We start from the raw sequence: 13137 nt of genomic DNA, 5'->3' as shown, positions 1-13137 counted from the left end.
CAGCATGTTCGGATACCGCGTTCCCGCTCCCGACGAGGCGATGTTGATCTCGGGCGGGCGACGGGGACTGGGGGGCGCGCCGTTCCGAGTGGTGACGGGGCACGGAAAGTTCGTGCTCCCGATCTTCCGCAAGACCCGTTTCCTCACCCTGTCGATGTGTGAGGCCGAGGTCACCGAGACCTGTGTGACCAAGCAGGGCATCGCACTGCACGTCCGCGCCGTCATCGCGTTCAAGGTCGGCAACGACACCGAGAGCATCATCAACGCCGGCCAGCGGTTCCTCTCCGACCAGGACCAGATGTCGGTGCTGACCGGCCGGATCTTCGCGGGCCACCTGCGCGCCATCATCGGCTCGATGACGGTCGAGGAAATCGTCACGGAGCGGCAGAAGCTCGCCGCGGAGGTCCTGGACACCTCGAAGGTCGAGATGGCGAAGATCGGCCTGATCGTGGACTCACTGCAGATCCAGTCGATCGACGACGGCGAGGTCGGCTACATCGAGGCCATGTCCGCGCCGCACAAGGCGGCCATCCAGCGGCAGGCCCAGATCGCCCAGGCGCAGGCCACCCAGGCCTCCGTCGAGGCGGAGCAGGCGGCGGCCCGCAACCAGGCCGAGTACGCCCGGCAGACCGCCGTGGTCAAGGCGGAGTACTCGGCCGAGGTGGACCGCGCACAGGCGAAGGCCTCCCAGGCCGGGCCGCTGGCACAGGCTCATGCCCAGCAGGAGGTGCTCGACGCCCAGACGGATCTGGCTCTGCGCCAGGCCAAGCTCCGCCAGCAGCAGCTGGTGGCCGAGATCGTGAAGCCCGCCGAGGCCGAGGCCGAGCGGATCAAGGTGCTCGCCGCCGCCGACGCGCAGCGCATGAAGATCCAGGCGGAGGCGGCTGCCTCCTACGACCGGGTCGCGCTCGACCGGATGCTCATCGACCAGCTCCCGCAGATCGTCAAGGAGGCGGCCGGCGGTCTGGCCGGCGCCAATGTCAACGTCCTCAACGGCGCTGACGGCCTGGGCGAGATCGCCGCGGGCCTGGTGTCCCAGGGCCTGACCATCCTCGACTCGGTCCGGCAGAACCTGGGCAACCAGGACACCAGCGAAAACCGCCGTCCCGACGAGAGCAACACCAACGGCCTGCTCCAGCTCCGCTCGGGCAAGGACCGCAAGACGGACGACGGCCCGGTGGACGTGGACCAGTGATCCGGTTCGGAGATCCTGTCGCAGTAGCGGCAGATTCGGAGATCCTGTCGCAGTAGCGGCAGATGCGGTCGAGGATCTGGTCGGCGGTCTTGGTCCATTTGAAGGGCCTGGCATCGTCGTTCCAGACCTTGATCCACTCTTCGGGTTGTGCGCCAGCGGCGCACGGTATCTCTGCCGACACCGAGTCGCGCGGCGACCACGGTGTTGTTCCAGCCGTTCGCGCACGCCAGCACGATGCGTGCGCGAACGGCCAGTCCCTGGGCGGTCGAGCGGCGCTTGGCCCAGCTCTCCAGCGTCAGCCGCTCGGCCTCCGACAACACGACAGGTTCCAGCCGGGTATCGCCCATCCACGCAGCACAGCGCGAGCGCGCTACCCGCCGCAGCAGAACGCCGCAATCTGAAAGAGGGGACGCCTCACGTGGCGACCCACGACCTCAAAACCAGATCACTAGTACGTCCTGCGAGGCGCCGTTCCTAGCGCATCAGCAGTCCCCGCATCCCCAGCCCGTAGTGCACGCGCAGCCGGTGCAGCTCCCACAGGCCCACCGCCATGACGGAGAGCGGGGCGCCCAGGATGAACACGTACCGGATCACCGTCGGCACGCCCTCGTGGGCGCCGGTGAACATGTCGATCAGTGCCATCTCCCACGCCAACGCCATGATCAGCAGCGGCGGCACCGTCTCGTGGATGTCCGCGGTGCGGAACACGTGCTGGACGGCGAGTCCCACGCCCCAGACGACGAACGGCGTCACCCAGAAGAGGACGAAGAGGGTGAACGCGAGGATGAGGCCCTTCGTCACGGTGAAGTGGCCCTCCACGAGGGGTTCCTGGCCCTCGAAGAACCCTGAGAGCACGATGATCGGGAAGACGGAGGCCGCCGCCATCATGGCCACGATCGCGCCGAAGCACCGCCCCGCCCGGCGCAGCAGGTCCCGTCGCGCCGCCGGAGCGGCCAGGCCGTACAGGACGCCGACGACGACCGGGAGGGTCGCCGCCAGCACGAGGGCGCTGGTCCACGACTTGTCGACCTGATCGTCCGCCGCATCGCTGAGCTTGGGGGCGAGCTTGTAGGCGTAGGACATCCACAGGAACGCGCCCACGCCGACCAGGGTCCTGATCTTCCGCATCCGCGCCACCTCAGGATCCGAGACGATGCCCGGCCGTGACGGGGTGAAGACCCTGCGCGCGGTGTGGATGGGGCCGATCCGCCGCCGCAGCCGGGTGACCGGCCGGCCCGGCGGCGGCACCGGCGGCCCCGGGTAGGGCGGCTGGGGCTGTGGCGGCACGTAGGGCTGGGGCGGATAGGGCTGTGGTGGCTGCGGCTGGTAGGGCTGCGGCCCCTGGGGCGGCTGTCCGCCCGGGTTCCAGTTGCTCATCATTCGTCCCCGATATGCGAGTGTGCGCCGCGATGGGCGCGATCGCCGAGTGTATTGAGCACACAGGGTCCGCGCAGCCCTCGCCCCGGGTCGTGCACCGAACGGCCACAATTATGCAAGCGTGCTTGCTTGTCTTCTTCGGTGCCGCCATGCGCGAGGGGAGCGTTCCCGTGTCCGATCCGACGCCCGTGTTCGACGACCTGCGCGAGGAGAGCGAGGAACTCGACCGGCTGGTGGCCGAGTTGAGCGCCGAGCAGTGGGCGCTCGCCACCCCGGCGCCCGGCTGGAGCGTCGCCCACCAGATCGCGCGTCTCGCCTGGACGGACCATTCGACGGCGCTCAGACAGCCGAAGGCGAGCACCAGAGCCACGGTCCGTACGGCGCGAGCAATCTGCCGGCGGCCACGGACGCACGCCCCAGGTCTCCGACGGACCAGGTGAACCATGGCGCGCTTCCCCGCGGGAGTCGGCATCTCACTTGGGCTGACGACCCGGGCCCTCTGGTCGCGACAGGCCGGTTCTTCGCGACGCGTCCGCTCATCGCCAGCGCGCTCAGCAAGTGGGGACACGTCCTGCTCCCGCTGGTCCTGATCGCCCTCGGGCTGCTGATCCTCGTCGAAGGCGGCGCCTTAGGCCTGTGAGGACACCGCCCGTGCGGGTTCAGCCGAGCGTGAGCAGCTCCTCGTAGAAGCCGCCGAACTCCCGCTCCCGGTCGATGAGGTGGATCTCCAGGATCCAGTGGCAGCGGCGCCCGGCCTTGTCGGTGCGGCGCAGCGGGGTGTCGTTGGCGGGGGTGATGTACGACTCCGTGTCCGCGCCATCGATCGTCTCGTGCGGGAACTCGCCGACCAGGTGTCCGGCGTGCCAGCCGCCCAGCTGCCACCCGCACTCGGCGGCCAGCCGCTCGACCTCGGCGTACAGCTGCTGCCCAGTGATCTCCGGCTCGCCGCTGAAGTACTGCTTGCCGGCCGCGAAGACCTTCGCCAGGTCGTCCCGCAGCCGTCCCTTGTCCGGGTCGCCGCCGAGGACGAAGGTCCGTCCGAAGTCGGCCTCGTATTCTTCGAAGATCGGGCCGAAGTCGGCGAACACGATGTCGTCCGCGCCGATCGCCCGGTCCGGTGGGTTCTCCCGGTACGGCATGAGCGTGTTCGGTCCCGAGCGCACGATGCGCTTGTGCCAGTGCCGGGTCGTGCCGAACAGTTCGTTGGCCAGGTCCCGGATCCGGTCGCTGACCGCCCGCTCCCCCTCGCCCGGCGCGACGAGTCCGCGCTCCTCGATCTCCGCGAAAAGCCGTTCGGCCTTGGCCTGGGCGTCCAGCAGCCGTGCCGCGCGCGTGAGTTCGTCGTCCGCCATGCGACCGACCGTAGAGGTGGTGATCACTCTCCGGCAAGCTAGTTCGACACCGCCGGGACTCGGCTCGGAACTCGGCAAGGAACTCGCCATGAGGCTCGGCACGGGACTCGGTATGACGCTCGGCACGGACGCTCGGTGTGTGCTCCCCCTGCGGCTGGGCGCGGTGGACCCGGGCCGTCGGGCGGCGCGGACGGCCTGTGCCCGGAACGGCCACAAGACACGCCGGTACGGCCACGACGGCGGCGATGTACACCGTCGGGGCGCCCCATCCGATGTGGGCCCACCGCGTCGAGCCGGCGCGAGCACATGTCCCTCGTCGCCGGTGGGAACACGGTGTACGCGGTGGTGGCCGAGGCCGCCCGCTTCCACCCCTGGCCCACCACCGCGTATCCGCCCATCCGTGGCGCGCCGCTCTGTCACTGGCCCTGGTCCGGCGCACCACCGGCCACCGCCCGTCATCCGCGCCCTGCGCCCACAGCCGCCGACGAAACGCCGCAGTCACCCGCCCCGACGGGCTGAGCGGACGGACGAACGTCGCCGGCTGTCAGGCCGCTTCGCATGCGCAGTCCGCGCTCACATGGGGCGTGCCCCGCAGGTGACGTCCGTGGCCGGGAGGCGGCCGGTGGCGAGGTAGGTGTTGACCGTGGCGTCGACGCACGGGGTGCCGTAGACGCCGTACACCGCGTGCTGATCGGCGCCGCGCAGGGTGACCAGGCGGGAGGACGGCCACGTCCGGCGCACCGCTGTGGCGCCGTCGTACGTGGTGCGCGGGTCTCCGGTGGCGTTGACGAGAAGGGCTGGGAGGTCGTCCCTGATGGTGGTCGGACGCTCGCGGGGCGGGTCCCAGAAGGCGCAGGGGTTGAGGTTGTTCGTGACAGGGCTGAACAACGCGTCCCGCGGGCGGGCCTGCTGGACGTCGCGCCAGTATGCCTCCGGATCACGCGGCGCGGCTACGTCACCGCACAGGATCGCCGTCTGGACGCTGCCGTAGTGGGAGTCGGCCCCGGTCAGCTCGAAGTCGAGAGCCTCGGCGAGCCACGGGGAGGGGATGACCCGGTGCCCGTCCGCCGCGCGCAGCATGTCCCGTACCCCCTGCGCGAAGTCGCCGTAAGCGGCGTCGTTGTCCTGCGAGAGGCCGTTGAAGACGATGAGGGGCACTATGTGCTCGTCCACCCGGTGGGCGCCGAGCCGCAACGGTGTGCGGGCGGCGAAGGCCTGGACGCGGTCCACGACCGCCAGCACCGCCCCACGGGTACGGCCCAGGCCGTAGGTCGCGTCACGGGCGGCGGCCCACGAGGCCCAGCCCTCCAGTGCGTGGCGGTTGGCCTTCTCGGTGCCCCGCAGCAGCCGGGGACCGTACCGGTCCGGGTTTATGACACCGTCCAGGACGACCCGGTCGGTGCGGCCGGGGAACATCGTGGTGTACACCTCGCCCAGGTAGCTGCCGTACGAGTAGCCCAGGTAGGAGATCCGCCGCTCACCGAGCGCGGCGCGGATGACGTCCATGTCGCGCGCGGTGTTCCGGGTGGTGACGTACGGCAGCATGCCACCCGCGTGCTGCCGGCAGCGCTGGGCGAGGTCCTCGGAGAACGCCGCCATGCGGTCGAACCCGGCGCGGTCGACGCCCGCCCCCCGGAACGCGGAGCCGGTCGGCCAGTGGCAGTCCAGCGGGGCGCTGCGGCCGACGAAGCGGGGATCCACGCCCACCACGTCGTAACGCGCGCCGACTTCCTTCATCGCCTTGCGCACCCACGGCGGGTCACCGAGCGTCTGCCCGCCGGGGCCGCCGCCGTTCAGCAGCAGCGGGCCGACGCGGTGGGCGGTGTCGGTGGCGCGGATCCGGGAGATCGCGACGGTGATCGTACGGCCGTCGGGGTCGCTGTAGTCCAACGGCACGGTCACGTCGGCGCATTGGGCGTTCGCCTGCTCCAGTTCCTTGCCGGTCGCGTCGTTCGGGCCGAGCACGCAGCTCTTCCAGTCGAGGCGCTGGTGGTGGTAGCGGGCGAGGGGGTCGGAGGCCGCCTGGGCCGAAAGGACCGTGGCGGGCAGCGCGGTGAGGGCCAGAGCGGTGGCGGCCAGGCCCAGGGCGGTCTTTCTCGCCGTTGTCGAAGCGCCCTGCAGCGAGCGGGCTGAGCGGATCACTGATGTTCCCCTTCAGTTGGTGCTGTTCCTTCGGAAGGCCGCTCTTCGCAGAAGGCGGTCTGGACCGTGTCGAGGAAGTCCTGTTCGGCCTGGAGCGTGGCCGGTATCTCGTTGAGTGCGACGGCGACGCTCCGCCCGCCGGGGCCCACGGCGGTCAGCGCCCGGTGGCCTCCCGGCACGGTCCCCGCATGCCCCCACCACAGGCCGCCGCAGCGCAGCGGGGAGGCGATCATGCCGAGCCCGTAGCGGGCGCCGGGCCACAGCCGGTCGGGGTCGGCGGCCACCGTCCGCCGCATGTCGGCCAGTTGGTCCGCGGGCAGCAGACGGCCGCCGAGAAGCGCGGTGATGAACCGGGTCAGGTCCGCGGGTGTGGAGATCAGGGCGCCACCGACCCCGCCGAAGGTCGTGTTCCATGCGGTGCCGTCGACGAGCTGGCCGTCCTCGGCGGTGAAGTAGCTGCGCGAGTGCGGTCCGTGGATGCGCGTGTCGTCGCCGGGCCAGTACGTGTCACGCAACCCGAGGGGCCGGATCACGCGGCGGGTGATCTCCGCCTCCGGAGAGTGGCCGGTGACCTCGCGGATGATCAGGCCGGCGAGGAGGTAGTTGGTGGTGGCGTAGTGCCACTCACCCTGCGGGCGCGGCAGGCCGAGGGCGCGGGCGACGAGCTCGCGCGGCTCGAAGTGGCGATACCGGATGCGTTCGGGGTGCTCCCATTCGGGGGCGTCGAGGTAGTCGGGCAACCCGCTGGTGTGCTGCAGAAGCTGCCGTACGGTGATCCGGCGGCCGTCGTAGCCGTTCTGCCGGATGAGCCCGGGCAGGTAGCGGTCGACGGGAGCGTCGAGCGCGATCCGGTTCTCGGCTGCGAGCTGGAGCACGACCGTCGCGGTGAACGTCTTGGTGATGCTGCCGGCGCGTAATCGGTCGGTGGCGTTCATGGGGCGGCCTGTGCTCAGGTCGGCCGTCCCCGCGGTCTCGGTCCAACTCCCGCAGGATGCGCCCGCGGCGTCGGTGATCAGGACCGCGGCACCGGTGATCCGGTCGCGATCGGTGAATGTGCGCAGGGCCTGGCGCAGTTCGCCGTGCGGTCCGCAGACGGCGTGCTGCCGGGCAGCGGGCGGCTCGGACGGCTGTGCGGCAGCCGGAGCGACGGGCATGACGACGGCCGCCAACAGGGCCGCCACGCCTGTGCGTCTGCCCAGCATCGAGATGATCAGGGAGGGTGCCATGCGCCACAACGCTAGGCACGCGCCGCGGCGGGGGCACTCGGGCTGACAGCCCATTCGCGGGTGGGGGCAGCCACAGTGCGGAACATGGGGCATACCCCCCGGGGGGAAAGAAACGCCGCCGGCTCGGCTGCTTCGGCACCCACTTCCGGGCAGTGCACCCGCGGATGCCGATGGCCCGCAGGCCGGCGCACGTTCGCCATGAGCGCCTCATCCGGCCCGTCGCTGTCTTCTTCGCGGTTGCGCGGCATGACCGCCGGCCTCCGGGCCAGGCATGGTTGTTCCCCCTGTCGAACGGATGACCTGGGGTGGTGTCACCGGGCCCGACAGGCGCGGTCGGAGACGCTGATGGGGGCCCGGCTACCGCCTGGTCGGCGGGCTGAAGGGAGGCCCGAATCCCTCCCGCTGAGTCGGGGAAACGGGCGTTTCGGCCTCTGCGGAGACCGGATCGCCTGTATCGCCCGTACCCTTCGTGGTGTCCACGGCGTCACATAGCCGGCGCCAAACCACTGGAGGCAACACCTCGTGCTGATCGCTCAGCGTCCCTCGTTGACCGAAGAGGTCGTCGACGAGTTCCGCTCCCGGTTCGTGATCGAGCCGCTGGAGCCGGGCTTCGGCTACACCCTCGGCAACTCCCTGCGTCGTACGCTCCTCTCCTCGATCCCGGGTGCGGCGGTCACGTCCATCCGTGTCGACGGTGTTCTGCACGAGTTCACCACCGTGCCGGGTGTCAAGGAGGACGTCACCGACCTGATCCTCAACATCAAGCAGCTGGTCGTCTCCTCGGAGCACGACGAGCCGGTCGTGATGTACCTGCGCAAGCAGGGCCCGGGTCTGGTCACCGCCGCCGACATCGCGCCCCCGGCCGGTGTCGAGGTGCACAACCCCGACCTGGTCCTCGCCACGCTCAACGGCAAGGGCAAGCTGGAGATGGAGCTGACGGTCGAGCGTGGCCGCGGTTATGTCTCCGCCGTGCAGAACAAGCAGGTGGGCCAGGAGATCGGCCGTATCCCGGTCGACTCCATCTACAGCCCCGTGCTGAAGGTCACGTACAAGGTCGAGGCGACCCGTGTCGAGCAGCGCACCGACTTCGACAAGCTGATCGTCGACGTCGAGACCAAGCAGGCGATGCGTCCGCGTGACGCCATGGCGTCGGCCGGTAAGACCCTGGTCGAGCTGTTCGGTCTCGCCCGCGAGCTGAACATCGACGCCGAGGGCATCGACATGGGTCCGTCCCCGACGGACGCCGCCCTTGCCGCCGATCTGGTGATGCCGATCGAGGAGCTGGAGCTCACCGTCCGGTCGTACAACTGCCTCAAGCGCGAGGGCGTCCACTCCGTGGGTGAGCTCGTGGCTCGTTCCGAGGCCGACCTCCTGGACATCCGCAACTTCGGTGCGAAGTCCATCGACGAGGTCAAGGAAAAGCTGGCCGGCATGGGCCTGGGCCTCAAGGACAGCCCGCCCGGATTCAACCCGACCGCCGCAGCCGACGCCTTCGGCGCCGACAACGACGCGGACGCGGGTTTCGTGGAGACCGAGCAATACTGAACGCTACGCAGGTCATAGAGACACTTCGCGTACGGGGGCAGTAGAACCCCGACGCCGTCCCCCGCCCGCTGGGCGACCTCGGCCGGGTCCGCGCCCGCGCAAGCCACGTGGACCGGGCCAGATGCCGCAGGTCGTGCTGCCGTTTCGCGAGCGCCGTGCTGGCGGGGGCAGGGGTGGCGGCGCTGCCGGAGGCCCACATCTGTGCGTCAGAGATGGACCTTGAACCGAGGCAGCGGCTCCCGGTCGGCCGGGATCTCTCTCATGATCTCGCCGACCAGCCCGGAGAACTGGATCGTGATCGGCGGGAAACCGCCCAATGTGGCCAACCCCGTCAAGTGCGCTGATCCCCGACCGGTCCCCAAGAACGATCAAGGGGCCGTTTCAGATTTCTCTGAAACGGCCCCTGACCTACGACTTCGCAAAGTCGGGACGACAGGATTTGAACCTGCGACCCCTTGACCCCCAGTCAAGTGCGCTACCAAGCTGCGCCACGTCCCGATGCCCGCCTGACCTGGGGTTTCCCCCGGCCGAACGTGCATGGAAACCATACCGCACTCGGGTCGATGGTCGTGCATGGCTTTTGCGCGGGCCGATTGGAGTTGCGCGACAGGCCTGACCACCGGAATGACGGCGACCAGCCTTCGGGCTCCCGTTAGATTCCTGCTTGGCCGAGCCCGCCGAAGTCGATGACCGCGCTGAGGTGCCCGTAGACGGTCAGCAGGTTGCCGGCGCGGAAGTCGCCGTGGAACCAGACCGGAGGGCGACGCCATGCGGGGGCGCTCAGCGCCGCGTCCCCCAGTCCGGTCACAGCCGCAGCATCGAACGCGCCGTCGGCCTCCGATATTGCGGCCCGCGTCGCGCGGTCCCGGCCGGCCAACGACCGGCGGCGAGGCCCTCGCGGGTACGCGCTTGACCTGAAGTCTGGTTGAGGTTGCACGATCGTCCGCATGACGATGACTGACGCGATCGCCGAGGAACAGCGGCGTGGCTACGCGTACGAAGACCTGCCCCGGCTCATGGGGCTGATGACGGGCGACGAGAAGCACGGCCCGGCGGCGACGTCCACGCTGGATGTGTTGTGGGTGTTGTACGACCGCGTGCTGCGGGTGGGGCCGGAGCGGACGGGCGACGCGGAGCGGGACCGGTTCCTGCTCTCCAAGGGCCATGGGCCGATGGCGTACTACGCGGTGCTCGCCGCCAAGGGCTTCGTGCCCGTGGACTGGCTGCCGGGGTTCGGCTCGTACGGCTCTCCGCTCGGGCACCACCCCGACCGTGTGCTCGTGCCGGGGGCCGAGATCGGCAGCGGGTCGCTGGGGCACGGGCTGCCGATCGGTGTGGGTACGGCGCTGGGACTGCGGGCTCAGGGACTGGGTGAGCCGCGGATCTGGGTGCTGGTCGGAGACGCCGAGCTGGACGAGGGCAGCAACCACGAGGCGATCGCCTTTGCCGGGCCCGCCGGGCTTGAGCAGCTGCACACCGTCGTCGTCGACAACTCCTCCGCCAGCCATGCGCGACCCGGCGGCATCTCCGCGCGTTTCGAGGCCGCGGGCTGGTCCGCGGTGACCGTCGACGGCCGTGACCACGAGGCGCTGTACGCCGCCTTCACCGCTCCGCATCCGGGCCGCCCGCACGTCGTCGTGGCCCTGGTGGAGCCGAAGAACGCCTGAGTGCCGCCCGCGTCCGAGCCCGGCCCCGTACCGCACCTGCCGCGTACGGCACCTCTTTCGACCACGAGAAAGGCCCGACCTTCCATGGACACCATGCGTGACCGTTTCGCTCCCGTCGTCTCACGGCTGCTCGACGAGGATCCACGGGTCGCCGCCGTCCTCGCCGAGATCGGCAAGGACGGCTTCACCGAGGCGCGGCGGCGGCATCCGGACCGGGTGGTCAACGTCGGCATCCGCGAGCAGTTGCTGATCGGGACCGGTGCGGGGCTGGCGCTGACCGGGATGCGGCCCGTGCTGCACACGTTCGCGAGCTTCCTCGTCGAGCGGCCGTTCGAGCAGGTCAAACTGGACCTGGGGCATCAGGACGTGGGCGCGGTGCTGGTGAGTGCCGCCGCGTCCTTCGACTGGCCGGCCGGCGGGTACACGCACATGGCTCCCGGCGATGTGGCGCTCCTCGACACCTTGGACGGCTGGACCGTGCATGTGCCCGGGCATCCCGACGAGGCCGAGACTCTGCTGCGGCATGCGGTCGCCGCGGGCGACGACAAGGTGTACGTGCGGTTGTCCGTGCAGTCGAACCCGGTCGGTCTCGCTGTCGACGGCGAGCGGTTCCTCACCGTCCGCGAGGGACGCTCCGGCGTGGTCGTGGCCGTCGGGCCGGCGCTGGATGCCGTGCTCACCGCCACGGAAGGGCTCGATGTGACTCTGCTGTACGCGACGACCGTACGGCCCTTCGACTCGGCAGCACTGCGCCGGGCCACGGAGACGGCCGGAACAGACGTCGTCCTCGTCGAGCCGTACCTTGCGGGCACATCGACCGCGGCCGCGAACGACGCACTCTCCGATCTCCCGCACCGCGTGCTGGGTCTCGGCGTGGGGCGCCGCGAGCTGCGGAGGTACGGCCGAATCGACGAACACATCGCCGCACACGGCCTGGACGTCCGGTCGCTGCGGGAGCGGATCGGCGGGTTGGTCTCAGGTGGACGGCGGACGGCTGTGCAGGTCGGTTGAAGCGGGGCCATTGCGGGTGGGCGTGACGGGCAGGGGCCCCGCCCTCCGCACCCGGACCGCACCTGCACCTGCACCCGCACCCGCACCCGCACGGACTTTCAGGGGTGCCCCGGGAGCCCCAACTCCGGGTACGCGTCGAGCAGTCGGGGCGGTGCGGCCTGTCGCCAGGAGTCGGCGAGGATGTCGCGCAGTTCGCCCTCGTCCGCGATCGAGGCGAGCCGGGCTCTCACCCAAGCGAACTGTGCCTCGTGGTCGGCGATCCAGAACTTCTCCGGTTCGGCCAGCACCAGTTCGTCGCGCTCCTCCTTGGGGCAGCGCACGGCGATGGAGGTCTCGTCCTCGGGCAGCGTGGCGAACATCTTGCCCGCGACCCGGAACGTGGGCATGCTCCAGGCGATCTTCTCCGTAGTGTCCGGCAGGGCAAGGCAGATACGGCGTACGTCTTCGGCATCCGACATGCCTCGCACCGTAGCCGCTCCCACTGACAATCACCTGGTGAGAGCGTCGGAGTTCAGTTGCTTGAAGTAGATCGACGTCGGCCTCAACACGCCGTCCGGGGCGGCCGCGTAGTCCGGTATCGCACCGATCCGGGTCCAGCCCGCCGAGAGGTACAGCCCCTCCGCGAGGCTGTCGGTCTCGGTGTCCAGGTGCAACAACGTGATGCCGGCCGCCGCGGCCGCGTTCTCGGCGGTGGCCAGGAGCCTGCGGCCGAGACCTCGTCCTCGGGCGCAGCGGTGCACCATCAGCTTGACCAGTTCGGCGCGGTGGCGGCTGTTGGGCTTGTCCGGGAAGGCCAGGCTGACGGTGCCCACGACCCGGTCCCCGTCGTACGCCGCCCACAGGGCGAGTTGCCGGGCGGCGACGCCCGCGGCGCGCTCCTTCCACCAGGCGAGCGCCTCCGCGCGGTCGAGGGGTGCGAGGAAGCCGACGGAGGCGCCGTCGTCCACGGTGTCGACCAGGAGGTCCGCCAACTCCTCCACGCGCGCGTGCAGTTCACCGCGCTCCAGCCTGTGCACGTTCACGGCAGCACCACCGCCAGTACGTACCGCACGCCGTCGGGGTCCGCGCACCTGAACCGCGTAGGCCCCCACACTCGCAGCCGCAGACAGTCCCCCGTGTCGAGGTGGTGTTCCACGTCCTGTGCCGTCACGTCGAGCGCTCCTTCCAGAACCCAGACGTGCTGTTCCAGCCCGGGCACGGGCGGCCGGTCGTAGGCGATGTCGGCGCCCGCGGTCAGCCGGCCCTCGACGAGTTCGCCGCGCAGCCCGGCGTGGGGCGGCGACACGGAGCGGCGAAGGAAGCCGGAGGCCGTGTCCCGCCACACCTGTTGCCCGGCGGCCCGCACCAGCTGGGCCGGTTCGGCCTCGATCTCACTGAGCAGTTGGGACATGGTGCGTCCGTAGACGTGGCAGAGCCGGTTCAGCAGCGAGGCGGTGGGGCTGGTCTCCGCGCGCTCGGCCCGGGAGAGGGTCGAGCGGCTCACCCCGCTGCGCTCCGCCAACTCGCCGAGGGACCAGCCGTGTTCGGCCCGCAGTTCGGCCAGGCGCGCGCCGAGACGGGTGTCCACCGGGTCCGGAGCGGCCTCCTCGTCGCCTCGCGTCTGTTTCATATCCGGGAATCTA

13 protein-coding genes, 1 tRNA gene and 3 pseudogenes are annotated in these 13137 nt (G+C 70.4%); 6 read left to right on the top strand and 11 right to left on the bottom strand.

Going from position 1 to position 13137, the window contains the following annotated elements; genetic code table 11:
- Positions 1-4: 4 nt before the first annotated feature.
- The gene (locus OOK07_RS37740; RefSeq protein WP_266800960.1) at positions 5-1195 is read left to right on the top strand and encodes a flotillin family protein; all 1191 of its coding nucleotides are present in this window, start codon (positions 5-7) and stop codon (positions 1193-1195) included.
- Between the two features lie 161 nt (positions 1196-1356).
- On the opposite strand, the pseudogene OOK07_RS37735 reads toward OOK07_RS37740, so the two are convergent.
- Together OOK07_RS37735 and OOK07_RS37730 are read right to left on the bottom strand one after the other, a co-directional pair.
- Positions 1357-1542, bottom strand: a pseudogene (locus OOK07_RS37735) (helix-turn-helix domain-containing protein); the annotation flags it as partial.
- A 127-nt stretch (positions 1543-1669) separates the two neighbouring features.
- The gene (locus OOK07_RS37730; protein WP_266800958.1) at positions 1670-2575 is read right to left on the bottom strand and encodes a hypothetical protein; all 906 of its coding nucleotides are present in this window, start codon (positions 2573-2575) and stop codon (positions 1670-1672) included.
- 167 nt (positions 2576-2742) lie between these two features.
- Between OOK07_RS37730 and OOK07_RS37725 the strand changes: the two are divergent.
- Positions 2743-2961: pseudogene (locus OOK07_RS37725) on the top strand (maleylpyruvate isomerase N-terminal domain-containing protein); the annotation flags it as partial.
- Positions 2962-3231: 270 nt separating this feature from the next.
- Here OOK07_RS37725 and OOK07_RS37720 read toward each other — a convergent pair.
- On the bottom strand, positions 3232-3924 hold the full coding sequence (locus OOK07_RS37720; protein ID WP_266800954.1) for a M24 family metallopeptidase: 693 nt from the start codon (positions 3922-3924) through the stop codon (positions 3232-3234).
- A gap of 306 nt (positions 3925-4230) precedes the next feature.
- On the opposite strand from OOK07_RS37720, the gene OOK07_RS37715 reads away from it, so the two are divergent.
- Positions 4231-4443: a hypothetical protein gene (locus tag OOK07_RS37715; protein WP_266800953.1), complete on the top strand. Its 213-nt coding sequence runs from the start codon at positions 4231-4233 to the stop codon at positions 4441-4443.
- A 54-nt stretch (positions 4444-4497) separates the two neighbouring features.
- Here OOK07_RS37715 and OOK07_RS37710 read toward each other — a convergent pair whose 3' ends face one another.
- The gene (locus OOK07_RS37710; protein ID WP_266800952.1) at positions 4498-6066 is read right to left on the bottom strand and encodes an alpha/beta hydrolase; all 1569 of its coding nucleotides are present in this window, start codon (positions 6064-6066) and stop codon (positions 4498-4500) included.
- Positions 6063-7220 carry a serine hydrolase domain-containing protein gene (locus tag OOK07_RS37705; protein ID WP_266802209.1) on the bottom strand — a complete coding sequence of 386 codons (1158 nt, stop codon included), beginning with the start codon at positions 7218-7220 and terminating at the stop codon, positions 6063-6065. Before OOK07_RS37705 ends, OOK07_RS37710 begins: the two co-directional genes overlap by 4 nt.
- 594 nt (positions 7221-7814) lie before the next feature.
- On the opposite strand from OOK07_RS37705, the gene OOK07_RS37700 reads away from it, so the two are divergent.
- Complete coding sequence (locus OOK07_RS37700) at positions 7815-8837, top strand: DNA-directed RNA polymerase subunit alpha (RefSeq protein WP_266800950.1); 1023 nt, start codon at positions 7815-7817, stop codon at positions 8835-8837.
- Positions 8838-9043: 206 nt separating this feature from the next.
- Here the strand turns inward: OOK07_RS37700 and OOK07_RS37690 are convergent, their stop codons facing one another.
- The 3 genes and pseudogenes from OOK07_RS37690 to OOK07_RS37680 all read right to left on the bottom strand — a co-directional run.
- Positions 9044-9172: a hypothetical protein gene (locus tag OOK07_RS37690; RefSeq protein WP_266800949.1), complete on the bottom strand. Its 129-nt coding sequence runs from the start codon at positions 9170-9172 to the stop codon at positions 9044-9046.
- Between the two features lie 89 nt (positions 9173-9261).
- Positions 9262-9335 (bottom strand) — tRNA-Pro (locus tag OOK07_RS37685).
- Positions 9336-9504: 169 nt separating this feature from the next.
- Positions 9505-9720 (bottom strand): annotated as a pseudogene (locus OOK07_RS37680) (phosphotransferase); the annotation flags it as partial.
- Between the two features lie 64 nt (positions 9721-9784).
- Between OOK07_RS37680 and OOK07_RS37675 the strand changes: the two are divergent.
- Both OOK07_RS37675 and OOK07_RS37670 read left to right on the top strand, forming a co-directional pair.
- The gene (locus OOK07_RS37675) at positions 9785-10504 is read left to right on the top strand and encodes a thiamine pyrophosphate-binding protein (protein ID WP_406313006.1); all 720 of its coding nucleotides are present in this window, start codon (positions 9785-9787) and stop codon (positions 10502-10504) included.
- 84 nt (positions 10505-10588) lie between these two features.
- Positions 10589-11515 (top strand): transketolase family protein, encoded by a 927-nt coding sequence (locus OOK07_RS37670; protein WP_266800947.1) that lies wholly within the window; start codon positions 10589-10591, stop codon positions 11513-11515.
- 98 nt (positions 11516-11613) lie between these two features.
- On the opposite strand, the gene OOK07_RS37665 is transcribed toward OOK07_RS37670, so the two are convergent.
- Genes OOK07_RS37665 through OOK07_RS37655 form a run of 3 tightly spaced genes read right to left on the bottom strand, consistent with a single transcriptional unit; the run spans position 11614 to position 13124 of the window.
- The gene (locus OOK07_RS37665; protein WP_266800946.1) at positions 11614-11973 is read right to left on the bottom strand and encodes an MmcQ/YjbR family DNA-binding protein; all 360 of its coding nucleotides are present in this window, start codon (positions 11971-11973) and stop codon (positions 11614-11616) included.
- 30 nt (positions 11974-12003) lie between these two features.
- Complete coding sequence (locus tag OOK07_RS37660) at positions 12004-12537, bottom strand: GNAT family N-acetyltransferase (RefSeq protein WP_266800944.1); 534 nt, start codon at positions 12535-12537, stop codon at positions 12004-12006.
- The gene (locus OOK07_RS37655) at positions 12534-13124 is read right to left on the bottom strand and encodes a helix-turn-helix domain-containing protein (protein WP_266800942.1); all 591 of its coding nucleotides are present in this window, start codon (positions 13122-13124) and stop codon (positions 12534-12536) included. Before OOK07_RS37655 ends, OOK07_RS37660 begins: the two co-directional genes overlap by 4 nt.
- Between the last annotated feature and the right edge of the window lie 13 nt (positions 13125-13137).

Source organism: Streptomyces sp. NBC_00078 (genome assembly GCF_026343335.1).
GTDB lineage: Bacteria > Actinomycetota > Actinomycetes > Streptomycetales > Streptomycetaceae > Streptomyces.
The sequence above is the reverse complement of the archived record's forward strand: the minus strand, read 5'-3'. Positions and strand labels throughout refer to the sequence as shown.